Raw genomic sequence first — 18,522 nt, forward strand, 5'->3', positions numbered from 1 at the left:
CTTTTTTATTATCAGCGTAATGACCTTAGAAGGCATGCCTGATTAGTGAAGCTTTAGGTTTGGACGAAGTACACGGTTAATACGACCAACTAACATCATCAGCGATGTTTTAATTAGTCCGTGAAGCGCCATCTGATGCATACGGTACAAAGAGATGTAAACGATACGAGCAATACGACCCTCAACCATCATCGAACCTTTAGTTAGGTTACCCATTAAACTACCTACCGTAGAAAATCGGCTTAGCGAAACAAGTGAGCCTTTATCTTTGTAGATGTAATCTTTCAGGTCACGGCCGTTTAACTTAGCAATGATATTGCTAAATGCACAACTTGCCATCTGGTGAGCCGCTTGTGCACGTGGTGGAACGAATGAACCATCTGCTTGCGTACATTGCGCTAAGTCACCAATAGCAAAGATATTGTCATCAAGCGTAGTTTGTAGCGTATTTTTCACAACCAACTGGTTGATACGGTTCGTCTCAAGACCACCGATATCTTTCATGAAATCTGGCGCTTTAATGCCTGCAGCCCAAACCATGATTTGTGCTGGGATCTTCTCACCATCTTTAGTCGTTAGGCCGTCAGCATCAGCTTGTGTAACCATTGTAGTCGTACGCACAGTTACACCAAGCTTCGTAAGCTCAGAGTGTGCTGCACTCGAAATACGAGGAGGTAAGGCTGGAAGAATACGCTCACCCGCTTCAACAAGGTTAACGTTCAGCTTGCTTGAATCTAGATCGCCAAAGCCATAAGTACGAAGCTCTTTAACCGCGTTGTGCAGTTCTGCAGAAAGCTCAACACCTGTCGCGCCAGCACCAACAATAGCAATATCTACTGTGCCTTGGCCGTTCTTAGCGTGAAGCTTTAAGAACTGGTTGTTCATTTCTGTACGGAAACGGTGCGCTTGCTCTGGACTATCAAGGAAAATACAGTTGTCGCGAACACCTGGTGTGTTGAAGTCGTTTGACGTTGAACCTAGCGCCATCACAAGAATATCGTATTCAAGTTCACGGCTTGGCATAAGCAGTTCACCGTGGTCATCTTTCAATTCGCTCAGAGCGATCACTTTACGTTCACGATCGATATCGTTCAGGCTGCCCATTTGGAAATCGAAGTAATGGTTTTTTGCGTGTGCGCGGTAGCTTAACGCATCAACACCCTCGTCCAATGAACCCGTTGCTACTTCATGAAGTAATGGTTTCCATAGGTGGCTTGCTTTACGATCTACCAGAGTAATCTGGGCACGCTTTTTACGACCTAAAGTGCGGCCTAGCTTAGTTGCTAGTTCTAAACCACCAGCTCCACCGCCTACTACGATAATTTTTGTCACAATGACAATCCTCTACAAAATGAATAAATGGGGTTCGGCTCGATTACTCCAACCGATAAATTCTATGTATCTACTCGGCCTTGAATGCGAAGGCTGTTACAAATTGGATTACCGCGAAAAAGAATAACGACAGCTCACCGAGTAGTTAGAGGGGTTACAAGCAACAAACATTGGCTTGCCGCTTTGCTCACTTGGATAAAAAGGTGACTACCTGAGAGGTAGAGCACAAATAATGGGCAAGTTTTATCACTCGCTCTCAATTTTTCTTGATATTTATCAAAATATTTTTCTTGGGAACATTATATATAGCAAAAAGATGACCGCAACAAAAATCCTTACCCACAATGAGGATTCGCGGCGAATTAGTTAACGTTTGCGCAAACTTATCTTTAAATGCTCAAACTCTTCAAAAAATAACTACAACCATTTGATTAATGTTCGGCTCTTGGGTTCAGATGTAAAAAAAGCAGCACTCAATTGAGTGCTGCTTTTATAAAATAACTGGAATAATTAAGCGTTTTTAAACGCTTTCATTGTCTTCAAGTGCTGAGAGATTTTTTTGAACTTATGACTCTCTTTTTCGTCCCAGATGACATCATAATAATCTTCTAACGCGGCAGCTGTTTTGGTATTGTCGTGAATCTCATCTTCACGAGAAAGCACCACTAAACAGCGACCTTTGTTCTTCATACGATATTGAGCAACACACTTAGTCGCGATGTCTTCGTACTCTTCTGGACGGTCAATTCGACCTACCATGTTGTTCTCAGGGTGCAGATTCGGGTTGAACACCACCTGCTTAATACCACATAAGAAACCAATACGTTCAGACCAAAAACCACCTAAGCCTACACCACAAATGATCGGATGCGGGTCATCGGATTGCTCTATCACTTTATGCACTTCTTTTAGCAAATGTTGCATATCGTGTTTTGGATGCAAAGTACTGTAGTTGATGAAACGAACGTCATCATCAATGAATTGCAACTGCAGTATTTTTTCGTGATTGCCCGGGCTAGTTGAGTCGAAGCCATGTAGATAAATAATCATTAGTACCTCCTTGTTGAATATTGGTACGTTTTAATTAATCTAACATGAAAAATAAGGTTTTAAAGGGAACACGAACGAAATTATATTTTTCACTTCCTAAACGTGATCCTAGCTACATAAAGTGTGACTCAGCGCCTCTGCTTCACGCAGATAACTTTCATCTCCCCAGAGCTGATGAGCAAGTAAATACCACAGCATCGCCATCATTTGGCTTCTTGGTAACCATGCTTCTACCCCATCAAGCCAAGGTTGGACATCATGGATGCCTCGCAGCTGACAGTACTTGTTAACGGCTTCAGCAACTGGTAATCCTGCAACAGCAATGGTCAACGTAAGATCAAGTCTAGGGTCTGCTAGTGCTGCATATTCCCAATCAATAACCTTAATCCCATCGCTATTTCTCACTAAGTTATAACCACCTAAATCAAAATGGCACAAAGACAGGTCAACATTTGGGATACTTGGAGCCACGCGCCACTCTTGATAAATCTTGGTGCAGGTTTCAGTCTTATGAATCGCATCAAGTTGGAGCCAGTAATGATCGACTCGCGCTGTGAAACTGAACGGTTGGAGTGGTAATCGCGCGGTATTAACCAAATGCACCGAGATCAGAGTCTTCAACAAATCATCAAGCTCTAAGCCTTCGTAAAGCGTCTCACCCGCAATCCATTCAACCAATAAGCCTTGCTCATTGACCACTATTGGACTTGGTCCAATACCTAGACGCTCAATTGCGGAAAGCACTTGATACTCTTCATGACGAGAGATAAAGAAGGCTTTGGTGATGGGAGTGATTGGACGCCAAACATACGCAGTGCCATCGGCTAACACCAACTTCCAACATCGATTAGTCAACCCGCCGGTCAGCGTTTGAGCTCTAACAGGTGGCTCAGAAAAGTAACCATCAAGCGAACTCAAACTGGTATCAAGAAGCTTAGCCTCAGACCAAGAAAAAATTGCCATATTTACTCCCTATAAACGTCTTAACTGCCCTATAAACGTCTTCATTTCCCCACAAAAAAGACACTGACCAAAAGCCAGTGTCTCTTCATAAACAGCACATCATGCACTGCATTGGCGTGTGACCAAGCTCTGTGTGGCCAAGCTATGCGCTGCCAAGACTAGACGCTGTCAAAACTGGCTGCGTTTAGTTGGCAAGTAAGCGAAATTAAAGGCCTAGTAGGCTCTTAGATTGTTGCTTACGGATTTCAGTCTCGTCAGCCCATTCAATCAAGCCAGACTCAAGATCCATTAGACGCATCGTCATTTTGTAGTAAACGTCTTCGTCGCTACCGTCTTTCTTAACGATGCTTGATAGGTTGCCGTACAGCATGTATTGAGCACCGACCATTTTACCGAATTGAATTGCTGAGCTTTGATTTACAAGCTCATCATTGTTTTGGAAGTTCAATTGGTCACGAACAGACTCTACACGGTCCATATCAACGAAACGGAACTTACCAGAATTCAGCATTTTAGTACTGATAGTGTCAGTGATTGACTCAGTATCGATGTGCTCACTTGTCTTGTTCTTGATTCGCTCTACGAACACGATTGGACGTTGCTCACGAGTAATGTAAGACACTGAACCAGACGCCATCATGCTATCGACCATTTCACCCGCAATCGTTTGAAGGTCAGTTGAACCGAAATCGATTGTCGTGGTTTCTACTGCTTGTGCATCACCGTAGCTTACCTTGTTTGAACAACCGCCTAAAATAACCGCTAAACCTAGTAGCGCAACGACACTCTTTTTCATTTTGTTTCCTCAACTTATCACTGAGCGGGGTTACCCACACTCTTAAATTCTTGTATTTACGAATCATTAGACCCGTTTTATCAGACTTACTGCTCTCGGAACTGGACTCTGAACTGAGTTGCTTTCGGGTTTACCGACACTTCCGACAACGAAATACTTTCAAAACCACGAACAATCGCTTGCTTCCAAGGGCCTTGCTTTAGGTTGACCTCAAGCCCGGCATCGTCGTACCAGTAAAAACGATAAAGGATATGTTGATCGCCTTTATAGTTACTGTTTAAACGAACAATTCCTCGAGTGTGACCGTCAACTTGGTCGGTACGGATATCTTCAACCAACAAACGGCTGCCCAATACCTTGTCACCAAAGAAAACGTTCTGGGTCAGACTATCAACCCTTACGCCAGCTGTATTATCAGCACAACCAGCCAGAGCCATAACCGCTGCTAAACTCACTAACCACTTTTTCATTACAGCCTCCCTAGCTGTTTATGCCACATTGTTGCATTGTTACCTTGTCGAGAAATCCACACCAAAGTGGTCTGCCCTTCTCGGATATCAAAGTCGTACGTTTTAGCGCCCGCTTCTAGCGTATATTGACCGCTGTTTGCTACGAACGTGCTGCTCTTAATTTCAGCAGGTAGAGATTGCCAACTGCGAGTGTCTGGTTGTTCGGTGAATGTATTCCACACATTGAACAAGATATTGCCGACATCGTTGCCTTTGGTCGCTTCTTTACGGATACGGTCTTTAGCTACCACACGTAAAGCCTGACGGATAACAATGCTCGTCATACGTTCAGACAAATCATTCTGAGCCATCGCGTTTACATCCGTGATCAAATGTTCTTGTAACGGTTGCCCACTGATTCGCAAGGCAGAAAAACGCTCTACGTTTTGACTCGGGTAATAGGGCAGCGCAAGAGAGTATATTGCCCCCTGATCGCGACTGTCATAAACAGGTAAATCTAATCGCCAACTGTCCATTGCTTGTACAGCGCTTTGTTCTTGAAGCACAATCACTCGCCCTTCACCTGCACCAAGCTTAGATGATTGCTTGTAACGCTTTTCCAATGTCGCTAAATCTTGTCGCATCCCTAAACGGGCGGCGGTTGCCATCGTTCTGTCGATAATTTCTTGGTTGTCTGGCATCACAGCCAAAGCACGACGATAGTCAACGTATGCGCTGTTTAAGTCATTCGATGCTTCATAAAGCAGTCCAGACAAAAACATCAAATACGCATTCTGTACCGACTGCAGCTTTTTACCCGCATCAGGGTAATTGGCAAGGATGCTACCCACATTGGCAGACAGGCCTTGCTTCTTCGCATCGCTGGCTGCTTTGTCTAACTCAGCCTCGCGTTGCTTCTTTGCTTGTTCTTGAACTTGGTTGGCGCGACGCATTTCGATCACCGCACCTTCTAAATCGTTTTTCTTGAGATAATTTAAACCGAGATACAGATGAAGAAACCCCAGCTCATAATCGGCTGGCACATACTCGGTAATATTATCATTCACCGCCAATGCACCCACGCTGGTTGCACTGTCTGAAATCGAGATAACGGCTTTTCTTTGCTGCTCAGTTACCGCCTGATCCGCCACTTCAAACGAAGACTTACTCTCTGGGTATTGCTGATCCAGAAGGTTAATTCTACCTCTTTCAAAGTTATCAAGGATGTCACCCGCAGCGTAATCTGGTAGCTCTTGTTGAGCCTCTGAATAATCTCCAGATTTAACGGCTTGGTAGATCTCTTTGTTTTGCGCGCTGTAATGACTGAATAGGTTTCCTGCAGACATACTTGCACAGCCCACAGTCAACGCCGATAACAGGGCAATGGAAGCGAATCTAAACTGTTGCTTCACTTATCGTCTCCGTGCATGTTTAAAATGCCAACTTTGTTAGGGTCTGTTGACCTTTCGTGGTTAAATTTTGTTCGAGATAGAATCATTTTAGGCACGGCAAGGAGTATGTAGCCTAGTCATTCTAAGTTAATACTTCTTAACAAAGCATAAAACGATTCTAGCCGAACCCTTCGGGCAGTCTTTGTGGTTCATTTCTACTGCGTTATCAGCTTCTCATGTAGGCTAGCTACACTTCAAAGCCTCTGCCTTGTAGAAATTTCCCACAAAGTGCTGCAAAAATCAGCTCGAAAGATCAATAGACCCTAGTCTCATTATCAAAACGAAACGTGTTGTAAAAAGGATCTCAAGCAAGTTGATGCCCTACTGATTTAGCCTCTGCCTAGGCGATGCCGACATTCAGACAACAGATAGAACTTAAAGTTGGCATACAAACTACAAATTTTCCAACTAACTACTTGTGTTAACCCACTAATGAGTTCGTTTAAACTAGCTCATTAGCTTTCATTAACTTGGTAGCTTTGCATTAGCTCATTCACTTTTTATTAGCTCATTAAGAGGGGACCAAGTGGACGGCCCCCAACCAAGTGCATGTGAATATGGTAAACCTCTTGGCCACCGTGAGAGTTACAGTTCACAATAAGACGGTAGCCATCTTCTGCGATGCCCTCTTCTTTTGCTAACTTGCGAGCCACGGTAAACATGCGCCCCATCATGGCTTCATCTTCTATTTCAACATCATTCGTTGTTGGAATCAGCTTGTTTGGGATGATTAAGATATGGCTTGGCGCGCGAGGGTTGATATCGCGAAATGCGGTTACTAAATCGTCTTGGTATAGTAGATCTGCTGGGATTTCTTTGTTGATGATCTTAGTAAAAATGGTTTCTTCAGCCATGTTTCTCTCCGATAAAACATTTATTTTTTAATGCTTTGAGTATGCGCTATGCCGCATCAAACCACAATAAATCTGCTTTAAAGCATAATAAAAAACACCGTTCAAATCAAAGAAAACGAGCCTTAGCTCTCAAGAATGGCATGTTGATTATAACTGAGGGCTATTTTTGACGTGTGCGTCATAAAATGCGTAAACGGAGCTCAATAGAATGCTGATAATTTTGTTAGTTTTACTTTGACCTGACATTAGGTCTGCATTTTTATTTAGGGAGAAAGCCATGAAGGGATCTGTGATCAAGCGTATGTACGCTGGTTTCGCACTGATCATCATCATGTTCGCAGTCACGATAACCATCATGATGAACAGCATGAATCAGATACACAGCAATTTTGAGAGTGTCTCAGAAACCTCACTACCACTTGTCGCGCTTTCAAATCAAACAAGTGTTCAATTGCTTTCTGCTGATAAATCATTCAAAGATTACTTAACCACACAAAACGCTGAACGCATGTCTGCAATGCGTACTGAGTTTGCTGCGTCACAAAACTCGTTTTCAGAAGTTCTCGGAAGTTTAGAAGCGGCAAGCCAAAACAATGTTTCGCTCACTGAACGCATTGCCCAATTAAGAGCAATGGAAGAACGCTACTTCGCCGAAGCAGACGAAGCGATGAACAACTACGTCGCGATGTTTGAAGCTCAAGAGCAAGTACAGAAAGCATCTCGCGATTTCCAACGCTTACATTCAGAGTTAACTGTTGGCATGAAAGAGTACGTTGCCGACCAAAAAAGCATCTCTGTAAAAGTGATGGCAAAAAGCTACTTCATTAAACTTCAAGATGCTGAAGTGATTACCTCTGATGCGCTAGCGAGTTCTGATGTTGCCTTCGTTCAGAAAGCCGTTAACCAAAACAAAAAGGCCGTTACTCACCTTAACTACGCTTATCGCGGCCTATCCACACAACTGCCAGCACTTAAAAATGTCTTTGATGAATCGGTTCAGAAATTCACCAAAGACGTTGGTCAAAAAGGCGGTGTGTTGGACAAGCACAACAACTACTTGAAAGCGAAACAAGCTCTGTACATCAACATTGCTAACTTAGCCGTAGAAATAGACCAAGCCATGGCTGTTTTAGACTCATTCAACGTGACTGCGGAAGAGCAACTGAACGCTTCACTTGAAGACGCAAGCAGCATCTACGACAAAGGCCTGTTCAATGCGATTGCAATTGGTATTGTTGTCACCGTATTCGCTGCAGCAATTGGTTACCATATTGCACATAGCGTAAGAGAGCCATTAACTCGCATTCTAGGTACATTAGAAGGCCTAACTGAAGGCGATATGACTCAGCGTATCGATATTCGTTATGACAACGAATTCAGCCGTGTGAGTCGTCACATCAACACCTTAGCCGACAACCTACGCAATATTCTGGTGAAACTGAATGACGCTTCAGATGACTTAACGAAGACCGCAAGCGTAAACCAGAAAACCTCTACAGAGACGCAAGCTCAACTGAACAGCCAACGTGAGCAAACGGCAACTGTCGCGACCGCAATGACAGAAATGTCTCATTCTGTACAAGAAGTGGCGAACAGCGCGCAAAGCTCACTAACCATGGTTCAACAAGTAGAATCGGCTTCTGAGTCTGGTCGTCAGATAATGAACACCAACATCAGTACCATTAACCAGCTCGAGGTTCGCCTTACTGAATCTGTTGGTGCTGTAGGTGAGTTGCAACAGATGAGTAGCCAGATTGGCTCAATCCTCGATGTTATCCGTGGTATTGCTGAACAAACCAACCTACTTGCACTCAACGCGGCAATCGAAGCAGCGCGTGCCGGTGAGCAAGGCCGTGGTTTTGCAGTGGTTGCCGATGAAGTACGCGTGCTAGCACAGAAGACCACTCAATCAACGTCTGAAATCGAGACCATGATCAGCAACCTGCAATCAAGCTCGAAAACAGCAAGCAACGTGATTGAAAGTTGTATGAGCGATATGGACATGTCGGTTCAACAAGCTTCAAGTGCCAACAGTGCGATGGAAGAGATCCAAGCCTTGATTCTAGAGATCAGCCACATGAGTACACACATCTCTCAAGCAGCCGCTGAGCAGAGTGAAACTTCTGGTGATATTGCGCGGAATATAGAAGACATCAACCATATCGCAGATAAGAGTTACCAAGCGATGTCTTCAATTGCTGAGGCAAGCCAAAACCTAACAATTCTCGCAAACCAGCAAGGTGATTTGGTTCATCAGTTCAAGCTATAGGTAGCTGAGAAATTGATAGATATTTAGTGAGAATATTGGGACTTCTTACCCAATAGTGATAACTATTTGAACAAGGGCAACTTTTATCAAGGGTTGCCCTTGTTTTTTATGATCTTTGTCATTATATGATTATTAAGGCTTGCTGCTTCCCGTTTTTTCTTTCACCTTTATGAGCGAGCCGCTATTAAGGAATTTATATGGCTGTTCATGTTGGCATTATCGATCAAGATCCCATTCGCTTGATCACCCCACTACTCGATAACCGAACGATCAGCACTCACATCGTGTTCATCGGTGACAAGAATCAAGTCAGTATTTACCAACGCTTAGACAGCGTTTTGCAGAAGCGCGACATTACGAGTGAATTTTTCGAGATTCCAACCCTCGTAAATACATCCGCGATTAAAGAGTCTATCCAAAACCTTGCCGAAGACCTCAAAGCTCGTGGTGAAGAAGTGAAACTCAACGCAAGTTGTGGCCTTCGTCACCGCCTACTTTCTGTCTACGAAGTATTTCGTACTTACCACTGGCCAATCTTTGTTGTTGAACCAAACAGTGACAAGCTGTGCTGGCTTTACCCGAATGGCAAAGAAGACGCACAAGTTCAAGACCGCATCACTATCGACGACTACCTGACTGTGTTCGGCGCTCGTGGTGAGTTCAGCGATGTACAGCTGTCTCCGCAACTTGATCAAAAGCTTTATGAGCTGGGTGAACGCTGGGCAAGTAATGCACTAGAACTCGGCCCAGGCCTTGCTACATTGAACTATCTTGCAACGACCTGCCGCAAAGAACAGAGACTTGATGTAGGGTTGTCAGAGAAACAACAAGGTTATCGTGAGCTAAACATGCTGTTGAGCGATTTGGTTGAAGCTAAGATCGCCACTTACGACAATGGTATTTTGACGTTTGCCAATGAAGACGCACGACGCTTCTCAAACGGCGAATGGCTTGAAACATTGGTTCATAGCACAGTTAAGCAGATCCAAGATGACATGCCGACCATTCAAGACCGCTCTTTGAATGTTCAAGTTTATCGTCAACTCGGTGAGCGCGAGGTTCGTAACGAGCTTGATGTTGCCTCTGTAGTGAACAATAAGCTGCACATCATCGAGTGTAAGACCAAAGGTATGCGTGATGATGGCGATGATACCTTGTACAAGCTGGAATCGCTTAGAGACCTTCTGGGTGGCCTACAAGCACGTGCAATGTTAGTGAGTTTCCGCCCTCTTCGTCATAACGACATCACACGAGCAGAAGATCTTGGCCTTGCATTGATTGGCCCTGACGAATTAAAAGATCTTAAAACACACCTAGCGGCATGGTTTACCGCCGCCGGTGGTGATGAAGATTTAGAATGCTAAAAGCCAATAGACTCTTGAGAGCTCAACGCTCTTAAGTAAATCTAAAAAGGCGAATGACGATTAGGTCACTCGCCTTTTTTGTTCTCTAGCCATTTATCTGTTTAGCTCTATTTTCATCTTTCAACTATCTATGTCTCTAATTTCTTTGCCCCATAAAAAATGGCCGCATCATTTGATGCGGCCATTTTTAAATCTTGGAAACAGACTTAAAGCATTTTACGAGCAGCTTCTACAACCACTTTGATTGAACGAGCTTCTGTTACTTTTAGCGTTTCGTGATCAGGCGTCTCTTTTTGAGTACGGTTGATGATTACACCAGCAACACAACCCGCTTTAAGACCAGAACTCGCACACATAGTTAGAAGCGTTGCAGATTCCATTTCGAAGTTTAGAACGCCCATGTCTTGCCATTCTTGCATAGAGCCTTGGAAACGCTTAACAACGCGACCAGAGAACGTGTCGTAACGCTCTTGACCTGGGTAGAACGTATCGCTTGATGCCGTTACGCCCATGTGGACTGTTGCACCTGATTCATCAACTGCCGCTTTCATTGCTGTTGCAACTTCAAAGTCAGCCACTGCTGGGAACTCCATAGGAGCAAAGTGCAGGCTAGCACCGTCTAGACGAACAGAACCTGTAGAAACAATCATGTCACCCACGTTTACGTGTGGTTGGATAGCACCAGTAGTACCAACACGTAGGAAAGTGCGAACACCAAGTTGAGCAAGCTCTTCAACTGCGATAGAAGTAGATGGACCACCGATACCTGTTGAACATACAACAACTGGCTTGCCGTCTAGCTCTGCGCGGTAAAGCGTGTATTCACGGTGACTAGCAAGAAATACAGGATTCTCCATCTCTTCGGCAATTTTTTGCACACGAGCAGGATCACCAGGAATGATCGCAAGAGTAGCACCGTTAAGATCTGCTTCAGTAACACCTAAATGGAAAACAGCTTGAGACATAGTTCGCTCCTTTTGGCTTATTGGGCTTTTTACCCTTATTTAAGCTCATAGTAAATTCGTGGGGTACGAACACACTCTAACCAAGCTCATTACAAAATGAAGTGACGAGCGTCACACCAATGATCGCAACAAGATTTCAAGTTTCACGAAAAACCGATTGGCATCACAAAAATAAGCAATCTACACGCATGTGTTGCATACGAATGAGACAAAAAACGCCTTTAACGTATTACCGCTAAAGGCGCTTTTTATATTAGGCGTTTTTGATATTAGGTGCTTTTAAATTGAGAGCGTCATACATCAGGAACCTGAAACTAATCCGCTTTTGATTTGAATCGAAGTAAACGAAGAGCGTTGAGTGTCACCAAAGCTGTTGCACCACTATCCGCTAAAACTGCCACCCATAAACCGGTAATACCTAGCAAACTGGTCACTAAGAACACACCTTTCAAACCAAGTGCAAGTGCGACGTTTTGGCGAATGTTATTCATGGTCGCTTGCGACAGTTCGATCATCGCTGGTAACTCAGTTAAACGGTTATGAGTCAGTGCTGAATCCGCAGTTTCAAGAGCAACATCCGTACCACCGCCCATTGCGATACCTACATTTGCCGTTTTCATAGCCGGCGCATCGTTGATGCCATCGCCCACCATGGCCACATGTGACTGCTGAGATAACTGTTCAACGTAAGACACCTTGTCGCTTGGCAATAGGCTTGCTTTATACTGCATACCAATCTTGCTGCTGATCGCTGCCGCGCTTCGCGGGTTATCCCCAGTAAGCATGATAGATTGAATTCCCAAGTCATTGAGTCGTTCAATCGCAAGCTTAGCGTCACTACGTAACGTATCTTGCCAAGCAATCAGACCAATCACAGTCGCAGCTTGCTCTATTGATTCTTCTTGATCTTTAAGCTCAAGGGCAACCACAACCGTCTTGCCCTCGCCTTCTAATGCCTCAACCTGAGAAACAACATCGGCACTAAGATCGAACGTCACCTTAGAAGGCGATAGAACCTGATACTTAATTCCGTCGACATCGCCTTCAACACCACTACCGATCAGCGCGGTCTTGTTGTGTGACTCTGGAATTTCGACATTCAGTTCTTTCACTTTAGCAACTAGCGACTGCGCCAATGGGTGAGTAGAACCCACTTCAATTGCTCCAACCACACGCAGCATCGCATCTTGTTGCCAACCCGATAGAGGCTGAATGTCCGTAACCTGAGGTTTACCTTCAGTCAGTGTGCCCGTCTTATCGAAGGCAATAGTTTGAATTTTACCAAGCTGCTCCAGTGCTGCGCCGCCTTTAATTAGCGCACCACGTTTCGCGGCTGCTGCTAAACCAGACGTAATCGCGGCTGGAGTTGAGATAACCAACGCACACGGACAAGCAATCAACAATAGCGCTAAACCACGATAGACCCACGTTTCCCAAGGCTGTGCGAACAACAATGGTGGTGTGATGATGACTAAAAGAGCCACCAACATCATTAACGGTGTATACCAGCGACTGAACTTATCGAGGAATCGCTCGAGCGGCGCTTTACGAGATTCGGCTTCTTCAATCAGGTGAAGAATTCGGTCGATCGCGTTCTCACCCTGTTTTGAAGTGATGGTGATACGCACCACTTTATCCACCACCACAGCGCCAGCCATGATGCTGTTGCCTTCGATATGTTCAACAGGAACAGATTCACCGGTTAACGCACTTTCATCGAAGCTTGCAGCGTCGGTAATCAGTTTGCCATCAGCAGGTAAACGAGAGCCCGCCGCCACTTCAATCACATCACCGGGAACCAGTTCACTGACTGCTACTTCGACACGCTCGCCGTTGATGATCTTGGTTGCGTTTTCTGGTACCAACGCCATTAGCGCTTGAACGCCACTTCTTGCTCTTGATGAAGCAAACGCTTCTAAGCGCTCACCAATCAAAAACAACAGTAAAACCATCGCCGCTTCCGCGGTTTCGCCCAGATACAAGGCACCCAGCGCGGCAACACTCATTAGAGTTTCTATTGCGAAAGGTGTACCTGAGCGTGCCAACTGAACCGCTTTCTTAGCCACCGGATATAATCCGAGTAGACAGGTTGCGGTGAATAAGCCTTCACTTAATTGAGGATATGTACTTTTCAGAAGCGCAGCGAACAGCATTGCCGCTGCAATCGCGATAATCTGAAAATTAGGTTGGATGTACGCTTGCCAAAAAGTCTCAGGTTGTTGTTTTTCTTTCTTAGAACCGACTTCCGAAAGAGGGAAGCCCGTTTTGATAGAGACCTGTTCAATGGTGTCGGCAAGACTTTCATTATCGAATTTAACAACCAGTTTTTCGGTAGCAAAGAGAACCTTCGCTTGAATAACACCGTCAATATTACTGATCGCGTTTTCTATTTTTCTTGCACAAGCTGGGCAGTCCATTCCGGCAACCAGCCAACTTTTGGAAAATTGGGCGTTAAGAGACTCAGTTAAGGGCAGCCGGTCTTCTTCTCCACTGTCTGAACCACAACAATCATCTGCTGCTGCAGAAGCCGTCGTAGAACTACAGCATGATGAAGTACCCGCTGCCGTGATGCTGGAAATTTTAGGACTGGAACAGCTTGCTCCTGCCGTTTGAGGTTGAACGTCCACTTTTGTTGAGCGGCATGCTGCATGTTTTGCGCACATAATGTATCTCCTTAATACTCAAAAGCCTTGAGGTTGTTGCTGGCTAATCACAGCAACCAAACCTTAAGTTCATCAAAAGTATAAACCTTGGAGGCTACTCCAAGGTCAAGAAGAAATTGTCCAAGGCCAAGAAGAAATTTGCAAACCGACCAATCTCGTATTGGAATGCCGGTGTTATTGCGACTTGAACTCTTTACACTCTTCTCTGTTCGCAGATACATCATCAATAAGAACCGCATCGTGTGAACAAAACGGTTGTGTATTCAAGCTCACTATCGATACATCGTCTTCTACAGGATCAACTTGGGAACCTTGCATAAGCTCGGCAATATGATAGCGAAGCACCAAGGTACCGAGTATTCCGAACAAAACATTACCCAAGGCTTGCCCATACAACACACCCAATGCGCCATACCATTGTGAGCCTAAGTAGACGAACGGCAATGTACCGAGAGTGGCTTTACCCAGATTCAGTGCTGTCGAGTAAAGCGGTTTACCCAGGTTATTGAAAGACGTATTGGCAACAAACAGCGCGCCATTAAAAGTAAAGGTTAAGGCGACATAAGTACAAAATGCCGCAACAATAATTGCTGCATCACCTTGCAGGCTAAAGCCTTGGATCACATAGTCTTGGACAAAGTACAACAGAATACAGACAGCGATGGTGTATGCCGTAGTAACCAACAATGAGTTGTTGAGTGTTTCTTTTACTCTGTCCATTCGTTCTGCACCAAAGTTTTGCCCAATGATTGGTCCTACAGCGCCAGACAAGGCAAAAATAACCGCAAAGCAAACCGGCGTTAGACGACCAATCACGGCAAAACCCGCGACAAAATCCTCACCGTATTGTGCGATACCCGTTGTCACAATCGCATTACCGATAGGTGTTGCGGTATTAGTGATAATTGCGGGAAGCGCAATGGCCAATATAGGGCGAATATTAATGCGCCACTGTACCAGTGAAGGAGGTGCAACCAAGTGATGACTACGAATCAGAGGATACAGCGAGAAAAGAAGCACCGAAAAACGGGCAAAAACAGAAGCAATAGCCGCCCCTTCTATATTCCAACCAAAACCAAAAATAAACAGAGGATCCAAAATCGCATTAACGATACCGCCCGACAAAGTCGCCCACATCGAACGTTTGGCATCGCCTGCCGCCCTCAAACCCGCACCAGCCGCCATCGCCAACGCCAAAAATGGACCACTTGGCAATAAAATCTGTAGGTAAGCTTGGGCACGCTCTGCGGCAACCCCTTTTGCCCCTATAGCGGCTAACAGTTCTGGGATATAAGCAAACATAACCGCGGTAATCGTCAAACTGATGACAAAAGCAGTCAGCATAATACTGGTGGCGAGGTTTCGAGCGTGTTCCTGATTCTTTGAACCGATCGCTTTGGAAACTAACGCGCCCATAGCAATGGAAGTACCGATCGAAACGGAGGTAGAGAAAAAAGTCAGCGTGCCTGCAAAACCCACCGCAGCGGCCAATTCGACTTGTCCCAACATACTGATGAACAACATATCGAGTAAATCGACCACGAATAACGCCATCAAACCGACTGAGCCAGCCCCCGACATCACCAAGATGTGGCGCATCGTTGAACCTTCTACAAACTTTGCCGTTTGATTTGACATGAAACCTCCAAAAGCTGGGACACCCACAAGCAAGCTCCCTAAACTAGTGATCCAAAGCGAGCGTTCCACAAGCTAGGGAGCGACAAAGAAAGGATCGACCAAGAAAGGCTCTATACAGAAAAAAGGCGCTAGTGCGCCTTTTTTCAATTGAGGGTATTGAGAAAAATAATCGTTCTTAACACGCTACTATACCTGATGTTTGAAGCATTCTTCCAAGTTCTTGCCGATTGCTCTCAAAACATCGGTTCTGGTGATAATACCCACTAGCTTTTTATTATCGAGCACTGGATAAGCTTTTGGTTTACCCACTTGCATCATATCTGCCAATTCAATGATGGATAAGTCTGGTGATACCGATAGCACCTCTTGGTACATACAATCACCCACAATGTGTGTGTCTTGGCAGAAATAGCTTACCTTCACCAATTTTTCTAATAAATCTTGCTCAGAAAGGAAACCAATAACTTGCTCATTATCATCAATTACTGGACCGCCCATGTGATGGCTGCTCATTACTCTATCTAACGCGAGACTTAACGGCATGTCAGGAGTGAATGTCACAACCTGCGGCGTCATGTAATCTTTCACTTTTATTGAATGCATTGCGTTCTCCCTAAATACTTTTCGTCATGTCTTTTTCTATCTTGTTAACCTAATTGTTGTCTAAAATCTTGATTTTACTAAATGGATTTCAACAATTTTATTGATAGGTAAAACCTACCAAGGCGAGAAAACAAGGTCACAAAAGGCTTGTGAGCATTTTTACGCAAGCAAAAAAATAAAAAATAGAGTCCTTACAAAGCCTTACTTTATGACACTGGCTTGAATGAATAAACCTTGTACTCTTCACGCCATAAATAATTATATCGTTACAATTAGGCCGTTTATGCAACACAACAACAGTATGTACGCGTACATTTATTCCGGTGTCGATGGTACAGAAAACACCCTCATCGCTACTGTCGATAACCAAGAAAAGCCCCTTATCTCTAGCTGCGTCGATGAGATAAAACACATGTCTAGCTTAGCGATTGATCTGGCGGCAAAACACAATTTGAAAGTAAAGCTGGTCAAATACCAAAGAGAGCAAGAGATCGACTTCGGCTTGTTCGTTAAATAGCAGACTCATCACACATGTCTTGACCGACAAGCTCAACAAGCATTGTCAACGACACATGAATACCGTATTTTGTGGCAAGTTCTTGAGTAGGTAATCACATTGACGATGATTACCTGCTTTAACCGATAAGCGCTCGAATTGGAGACATCCGTCGCACCGCTTTTCATTGTCCAAACGGTTCACTATGACTTCGCTTCGTTCTCCTCAAACTGTTCTATCTCACTTTATCCCTAAGCTAAAAAGCTACTTTAGCGAATTATTGGATTTCCAATCGCGCATTTGGGTGGTTCATATTTTTGAAGACTCCATCACCGATCAGTCCTTTGTTATAAATGAAGATGGCTTTAAAGAACCGTTAGAGTGGATGAAGAAACGAGCCTATCAAACAGCAATGCTTGAACGAGTTGAGAAGATGAAAATTTCACAAGTGATTGAGATTCAATTCGAAGACAAGATGCATCGATTGATGCGAGTGAAGTAGCTCTATTGTTTGGGCATTCACGAAAGGCCCTTGCTAGAAATTAAGCATAAAAAAGGCCAGCGCTCGCTGACCTTCTCTCATTGGTTAAAAACCATCATCTAACGCGCACAATACTCATGCCACAGACGCACCGCTTTCTGGTATGCCTCAGTTTTATCGTGCGTTTCTGCGAATAAAATCGCAGTCATACTGTCCACAACACTGTTCGCCATCAACTCCATCTCATCTTCCGGTGTACCCAGTACACATTCAGAAGGCAGAGGCAGTTCAACATTCATCGTGCCTTCCCAGTAGAAAGATTCCACCTTCTCAGGAGAACTCATCCAGACCGTTTGACTCACTTTAGGGTTGTATTCTGATTCGCCATTCATGCCTTTAAATGAAATCACCGAGTGGGATTTATTACCAATGACATGCTCAACTTCAGCGTGTAATTGAGGAAAGCCCGGGTGAAAACTACCACGCAAGCCCAAACGACCACCACCGGGGTTCAATGCTCGAACTACAGTATTAATCGGCGTTCTCAGCCCGTAACGGTGTTTCCAACCAATCATAGTTTGAGCTTCAGGTGCGAAGTTCGCCAAAGGCAAATAGGCGATACCATCCGCTTCAAGGATCTGCTTGGCGTCTTGTGTGTCTTGAGCTCGGCGAACACCAACACACTCTAGGTGAGTCTCAACGTGCGTACGGCCACTTGGTTTGTCCATGTAGCCATGCATTAAGACTTTATAGCCATTATCAGCTAAGATTTTTGCCGCCAACAAATTCCAAGGCTTACCACTGGCGGTATCGTTACGCTTACCTGCGTAGCACGGCCAGTCAATATCGGCGCCTAAGTCTGGCACTCGAGATTGAAACGCTTTTACAAAGCCAGCGATCTCTTCATTAGTTTCATTCTGCACACGAATCAACATCAGTAGCATAGCCATTTGGTCGTCGCCGACCTCTCCGCTTAAATACTCATCCATGATGCGGTAGGCTTGTTCGAACGATAAAGGCTTACGCCCTCTTTCTCCTCGTCCAACTGTACGAATACACTCTAAAATACTACTCATTGATTGTTTATTCTCTTCCGTTGATATCAATAAAATTCGAATACGCTTTCGATTCTATGATACCCACAGTGC

At 44.6% G+C, this 18,522-nt stretch carries 16 protein-coding genes; 4 read left to right on the forward strand and 12 right to left on the reverse strand.

Features of this window, described 5'->3' with window-relative positions; genetic code table 11:
- Window positions 1–42: 42 nt before the first annotated feature.
- The 7 genes from AACU28_RS19265 to hinT all read right to left on the reverse strand — a co-directional run bounded on the left by AACU28_RS19265 (window position 43) and on the right by hinT (window position 6,895).
- Window positions 43–1,332 carry an NAD(P)/FAD-dependent oxidoreductase gene (locus AACU28_RS19265; RefSeq protein ID WP_004736261.1) on the reverse strand — a complete coding sequence of 430 codons (1,290 nt, stop codon included), beginning with the start codon at window positions 1,330–1,332 and terminating at the stop codon, window positions 43–45.
- A gap of 510 nt (window positions 1,333–1,842) precedes the next feature.
- Window positions 1,843–2,382, reverse strand: coding sequence for an alpha/beta hydrolase YcfP (gene ycfP, locus AACU28_RS19270; protein WP_004736262.1), 540 nt, complete (start codon window positions 2,380–2,382; stop codon window positions 1,843–1,845).
- A 108-nt stretch (window positions 2,383–2,490) separates the two neighbouring features.
- Window positions 2,491–3,345, reverse strand: a complete 855-nt coding sequence (locus AACU28_RS19275; protein WP_121603443.1) for a phosphotransferase — start codon at window positions 3,343–3,345, stop codon at window positions 2,491–2,493.
- A 205-nt stretch (window positions 3,346–3,550) separates the two neighbouring features.
- Window positions 3,551–4,141 (reverse strand): penicillin-binding protein activator LpoB, encoded by a 591-nt coding sequence (lpoB, locus tag AACU28_RS19280; protein WP_004736264.1) that lies wholly within the window; start codon window positions 4,139–4,141, stop codon window positions 3,551–3,553.
- Between the two features lie 86 nt (window positions 4,142–4,227).
- Entirely contained in the window at window positions 4,228–4,611 is a 384-nt protein-coding gene (locus AACU28_RS19285) for a YcfL family protein (RefSeq protein WP_004736265.1), read from the reverse strand.
- Window positions 4,611–6,002: a COG3014 family protein gene (locus AACU28_RS19290; RefSeq protein WP_102500363.1), complete on the reverse strand. Its 1,392-nt coding sequence runs from the start codon at window positions 6,000–6,002 to the stop codon at window positions 4,611–4,613. Before AACU28_RS19290 ends, AACU28_RS19285 begins: the two co-directional genes overlap by 1 nt.
- 542 nt (window positions 6,003–6,544) lie before the next feature.
- Complete coding sequence (gene hinT / locus AACU28_RS19295; RefSeq protein ID WP_121603444.1) at window positions 6,545–6,895, reverse strand: purine nucleoside phosphoramidase; 351 nt, start codon at window positions 6,893–6,895, stop codon at window positions 6,545–6,547.
- Window positions 6,896–7,172: 277 nt separating this feature from the next.
- Between hinT and AACU28_RS19300 the strand changes: the two genes are divergently transcribed.
- A complete protein-coding gene (locus AACU28_RS19300) occupies window positions 7,173–9,164 on the forward strand; it encodes a methyl-accepting chemotaxis protein (protein WP_004736269.1) in 1,992 nt (663 codons plus the stop codon).
- Between the two features lie 197 nt (window positions 9,165–9,361).
- Complete coding sequence (locus AACU28_RS19305) at window positions 9,362–10,528, forward strand: DUF1887 family protein (protein ID WP_004736271.1); 1,167 nt, start codon at window positions 9,362–9,364, stop codon at window positions 10,526–10,528.
- 206 nt (window positions 10,529–10,734) lie between these two features.
- On the opposite strand, the gene udp is transcribed toward AACU28_RS19305, so the two are convergent.
- The 4 genes from udp to AACU28_RS19325 all read right to left on the reverse strand — a co-directional run bounded on the left by udp (window position 10,735) and on the right by AACU28_RS19325 (window position 16,397).
- Window positions 10,735–11,493: a uridine phosphorylase gene (gene udp, locus AACU28_RS19310; RefSeq protein ID WP_004736272.1), complete on the reverse strand. Its 759-nt coding sequence runs from the start codon at window positions 11,491–11,493 to the stop codon at window positions 10,735–10,737.
- 314 nt (window positions 11,494–11,807) lie between these two features.
- Window positions 11,808–14,156 carry a zinc/cadmium/mercury/lead-transporting ATPase gene (locus AACU28_RS19315; RefSeq protein WP_121603445.1) on the reverse strand — a complete coding sequence of 783 codons (2,349 nt, stop codon included), beginning with the start codon at window positions 14,154–14,156 and terminating at the stop codon, window positions 11,808–11,810.
- Between the two features lie 174 nt (window positions 14,157–14,330).
- Window positions 14,331–15,794: an MATE family efflux transporter gene (locus AACU28_RS19320; RefSeq protein WP_017086104.1), complete on the reverse strand. Its 1,464-nt coding sequence runs from the start codon at window positions 15,792–15,794 to the stop codon at window positions 14,331–14,333.
- 186 nt (window positions 15,795–15,980) lie between these two features.
- Window positions 15,981–16,397, reverse strand: coding sequence for a CBS domain-containing protein (locus AACU28_RS19325; protein ID WP_017078938.1), 417 nt, complete (start codon window positions 16,395–16,397; stop codon window positions 15,981–15,983).
- A 283-nt stretch (window positions 16,398–16,680) separates the two neighbouring features.
- On the opposite strand from AACU28_RS19325, the gene AACU28_RS19330 reads away from it, so the two are divergent.
- Both AACU28_RS19330 and AACU28_RS19335 read left to right on the forward strand, forming a co-directional pair.
- Window positions 16,681–16,914 carry a hypothetical protein gene (locus AACU28_RS19330; RefSeq protein ID WP_004736278.1) on the forward strand — a complete coding sequence of 78 codons (234 nt, stop codon included), beginning with the start codon at window positions 16,681–16,683 and terminating at the stop codon, window positions 16,912–16,914.
- 184 nt (window positions 16,915–17,098) lie between these two features.
- Window positions 17,099–17,395 carry a hypothetical protein gene (locus AACU28_RS19335; protein WP_004736279.1) on the forward strand — a complete coding sequence of 99 codons (297 nt, stop codon included), beginning with the start codon at window positions 17,099–17,101 and terminating at the stop codon, window positions 17,393–17,395.
- Window positions 17,396–17,493: 98 nt separating this feature from the next.
- On the opposite strand, the gene AACU28_RS19340 is transcribed toward AACU28_RS19335, so the two are convergent.
- Window positions 17,494–18,450: a glycosyl transferase family protein gene (locus AACU28_RS19340; protein WP_032546691.1), complete on the reverse strand. Its 957-nt coding sequence runs from the start codon at window positions 18,448–18,450 to the stop codon at window positions 17,494–17,496.
- Window positions 18,451–18,522 lie beyond the last annotated feature (72 nt).

Origin of the sequence: Vibrio sp. SBT000027 (genome assembly GCF_963894355.1) — a bacterium.
Taxonomy (GTDB): domain Bacteria; phylum Pseudomonadota; class Gammaproteobacteria; order Enterobacterales; family Vibrionaceae; genus Vibrio; species Vibrio splendidus.

Coding starts and splice junctions, on each gene's coding strand:
- AACU28_RS19285 (WP_004736265.1), bottom strand. CDS start 4,611: ATGAAAAAGTGGTTAGTGAGTTTAGCAGCGGTTATGGCTCTGGCTGGT.
- udp (WP_004736272.1), bottom strand. CDS start 11,493: ATGTCTCAAGCTGTTTTCCATTTAGGTGTTACTGAAGCAGATCTTAAC.
- AACU28_RS19340 (WP_032546691.1), bottom strand. CDS start 18,450: ATGAGTAGTATTTTAGAGTGTATTCGTACAGTTGGACGAGGAGAAAGA.
- ycfP (WP_004736262.1), bottom strand. CDS start 2,382: ATGATTATTTATCTACATGGCTTCGACTCAACTAGCCCGGGCAATCAC.
- AACU28_RS19300 (WP_004736269.1), top strand. CDS start 7,173: ATGAAGGGATCTGTGATCAAGCGTATGTACGCTGGTTTCGCACTGATC.
- AACU28_RS19305 (WP_004736271.1), top strand. CDS start 9,362: ATGGCTGTTCATGTTGGCATTATCGATCAAGATCCCATTCGCTTGATC.
- AACU28_RS19325 (WP_017078938.1), bottom strand. CDS start 16,397: ATGCATTCAATAAAAGTGAAAGATTACATGACGCCGCAGGTTGTGACA.
- AACU28_RS19275 (WP_121603443.1), bottom strand. CDS start 3,345: ATGGCAATTTTTTCTTGGTCTGAGGCTAAGCTTCTTGATACCAGTTTG.
- AACU28_RS19335 (WP_004736279.1), top strand. CDS start 17,099: ATGACTTCGCTTCGTTCTCCTCAAACTGTTCTATCTCACTTTATCCCT.
- hinT (WP_121603444.1), bottom strand. CDS start 6,895: ATGGCTGAAGAAACCATTTTTACTAAGATCATCAACAAAGAAATCCCA.
- AACU28_RS19330 (WP_004736278.1), top strand. CDS start 16,681: ATGCAACACAACAACAGTATGTACGCGTACATTTATTCCGGTGTCGAT.
- lpoB (WP_004736264.1), bottom strand. CDS start 4,141: ATGAAAAAGAGTGTCGTTGCGCTACTAGGTTTAGCGGTTATTTTAGGC.
- AACU28_RS19320 (WP_017086104.1), bottom strand. CDS start 15,794: ATGTCAAATCAAACGGCAAAGTTTGTAGAAGGTTCAACGATGCGCCAC.
- AACU28_RS19315 (WP_121603445.1), bottom strand. CDS start 14,156: ATGTGCGCAAAACATGCAGCATGCCGCTCAACAAAAGTGGACGTTCAA.